The following is a 2367-nucleotide window of genomic DNA, read 5'->3' on the forward strand; positions in this document are numbered from 1 at the left end:
GTCTATGGGTGATGTCTTAATACCAGGGGAAACATTGCCACTAATTCCCTATCAATCACAGGATCTAGCTCGGCTGATCGAATCTTTTCGACAACAACAGGCGAGTGGAACTTTGCAGCTTGAAGTAGAAGTGCAGACTGGCAAATATTGGCAGCGAGTTTTGATGTGGTATAAGGGCGAAATTACCTATGGTGGTAATAAGCTAATCGATCGTGGCGAACTAATTAGAACGCTCGTTCAAAAATTCAAACCAGAATACGCGCCATCGATCGAGGGTTGGCTGATCCAACAATTAGTCTATCCTCATTCTAGTCGCGACCTATTAACGTTTTTGGTGCAAAGACAGGTGTTGACGTGGGAACAGATCGATACTTGGGCGCAAGGACAGGTCGTGTTTGCCCTCGAACAAGCGATCGGTTTTCCTGGCAAATATCGGTTCGTGCCGCAGACAGACGTTGACTTCTATCATGGAGCCGACGGCTGTGGATTGAACTGGCAGCAGTTGATGATGACAGTCAATACTCGCCAGCAGTATTGGAGCAAAATTACGAATTTAATTCCGAGTATTGCCGCCGTACCCTTGCCCCCGACACCAGCGATGCTAGCCAAGATCGCCGAAGTGGCGATCGAACAACATTCGCGCAAATGGTTTGACGGACAAAGAACGATCGTCGATATTGCGACTGCTTTGGAGCGAGATCCGCTGCAAGTTGCCCGTTCTTACGCGCAATGGGTGCAAATGGGGTGGATGCATTGCCAAAAGCCGATCGATGTCGTGGTGGAGCCACAAGCCCCCGCAGAATTGCCGATCGTCTTGTCGGTAGACGACAGCCCGATCGTCCAAACGCGGATCAAGCGTGCCTTGAGCGATCATTGTGAGGTGTTGCTCGCCAATGATGCAATGAGTGCCTTACATCTACTGGCGCGGCAGCCTGTAGATTTATTGTTACTAGATGTGACCATGCCCGGTATCGATGGGATCGAGCTATGTCAGACCTTACGCCGGATGAGTAAATTTACGCATCTGCCGATCGTCATGCTCACTGCCAAAGATAAGAGCTACGATCGCGCGCTCGCCGAGATGGTAGGTGCGACTGAGTACCTAACCAAACCTTTAAATGATGAAAAATTAGTAGCGATTGTGAATCAATACACTAAAGGTGGGCATATTCAATGATAAGTCTTCTGTTTTTTATACTTAATAAATATCATGTTAGACAAGCAGAATCTCATCTTCGATCTGCATGGCTCGCTGTATGGAATTAGTACTACCTTTGTCAGAGAGATCTGCTGGCTGCCTGAGTTGTACTCATTGGCGACCGCACCAGTAGATATCATCGGTATCTTTAATTGGCGATCTCATTTAGTCCCAGTATTACATTTAGATTTACGATTTGGACGCGGTTTTTCGGGTTGCAATGTAACCGATCGAGTCATTGTAGTCGAGGATCGGGGTACTTATATCGGCATTGTCGCCCATCAGGTGTATGACGTGCGCCTGTTGGATCCCCAACCGCTCGCTCTCGATCTGATTCAAAGTCGCCAATCGGCACTCGATCGGCAATTTACGCTCGGAATCGCTCAGAGTGATGACGATGTGGTCACTTGTCTCGATCTCGATCGGTTGATTCGCGAACCAGATGCCGTTGCCGCTCTAGATAACGAGTCCCCCATTATTGCGGGAGCCGAATCAGACTTTTACAGTCGCTGTTGTCCGCAAGCGACGGTTGACGAGCGAGCTACCTTTGCCACTCGCGCTACCCAACTCAAAACTTCAATTATTCAGGCACAGAGTACCGATCGAGAAGAGGGCTTTTTAGTCATTCAAATCGGTACAGAATCGATCGGATTGCCCCTCGAACTCATCGTCGATGTCGATACCCTCGATCGATTTATGCTCTCACCAGTACCAGTTGCATCGTCTGCAATCTTGGGACAAATCAACTGGCGAGGAGAAATTTTACCAGTAGTAGAACTAGGCGGCATCTTACAAATTTTACCCGTGCTGCCCCGTCAGGAAGTCGTCATCATCCAAATCGGCGAGATCCGGCTGGGAATCGGGGTAGATCGGATTTTTGATGTCTTGTATCTACCAATTGGCCAAATTGATGAGCTACCACTGTCGGTGAGCGATCGATTGCGTGGCTATCTGCGCGGAGTCACCAAATATGGTGATCGGTTGATGTATTTAGTCAAACTGCAAGAGTTAGTAAAAAGTGAGTTTTTACCCCAGAGTGTAGCTTAGGTTTTAGGTTTTAGGCTTTAGGTTTTAGGTTTTAGGTTTTAGGCTTTAGGTTTTAGGCTTTAGGTTTTAGGCCGAAGATTTTGGAACTGCGTTCCCTCCCCCCAACTCCCAACTCCCAACTC

General features: G+C 48.0%; 2 protein-coding genes. Both read left to right on the forward strand.

Going from position 1 to position 2367, the window contains the following annotated elements; all coding sequences use genetic code 11:
• Nucleotides 1-1177, forward strand: a 1177-nt coding sequence (locus C7B77_RS28325) for a response regulator (RefSeq protein ID WP_106312926.1), incomplete at its 5' end; no start/stop codon positions are given.
• 33 nt (nt 1178-1210) lie between these two features.
• Entirely contained in the window at nt 1211-2245 is a 1035-nt protein-coding gene (locus C7B77_RS28330; RefSeq protein ID WP_106312929.1) for a chemotaxis protein CheW, read from the forward strand.
• Nucleotides 2246-2367: the final 122 nt, after the last annotated feature.

It is taken from the genome of Chamaesiphon polymorphus CCALA 037 (assembly GCF_003003845.1).
GTDB lineage: Bacteria > Cyanobacteriota > Cyanobacteriia > Cyanobacteriales > Chamaesiphonaceae > Chamaesiphon > Chamaesiphon polymorphus.

What these genes read in the sequence shown, in the direction of transcription:
- C7B77_RS28330 (WP_106312929.1), top strand. Translation starts at nt 1,211, where the DNA reads ATGTTAGACAAGCAGAATCTCATCTTCGATCTGCATGGCTCGCTGTAT.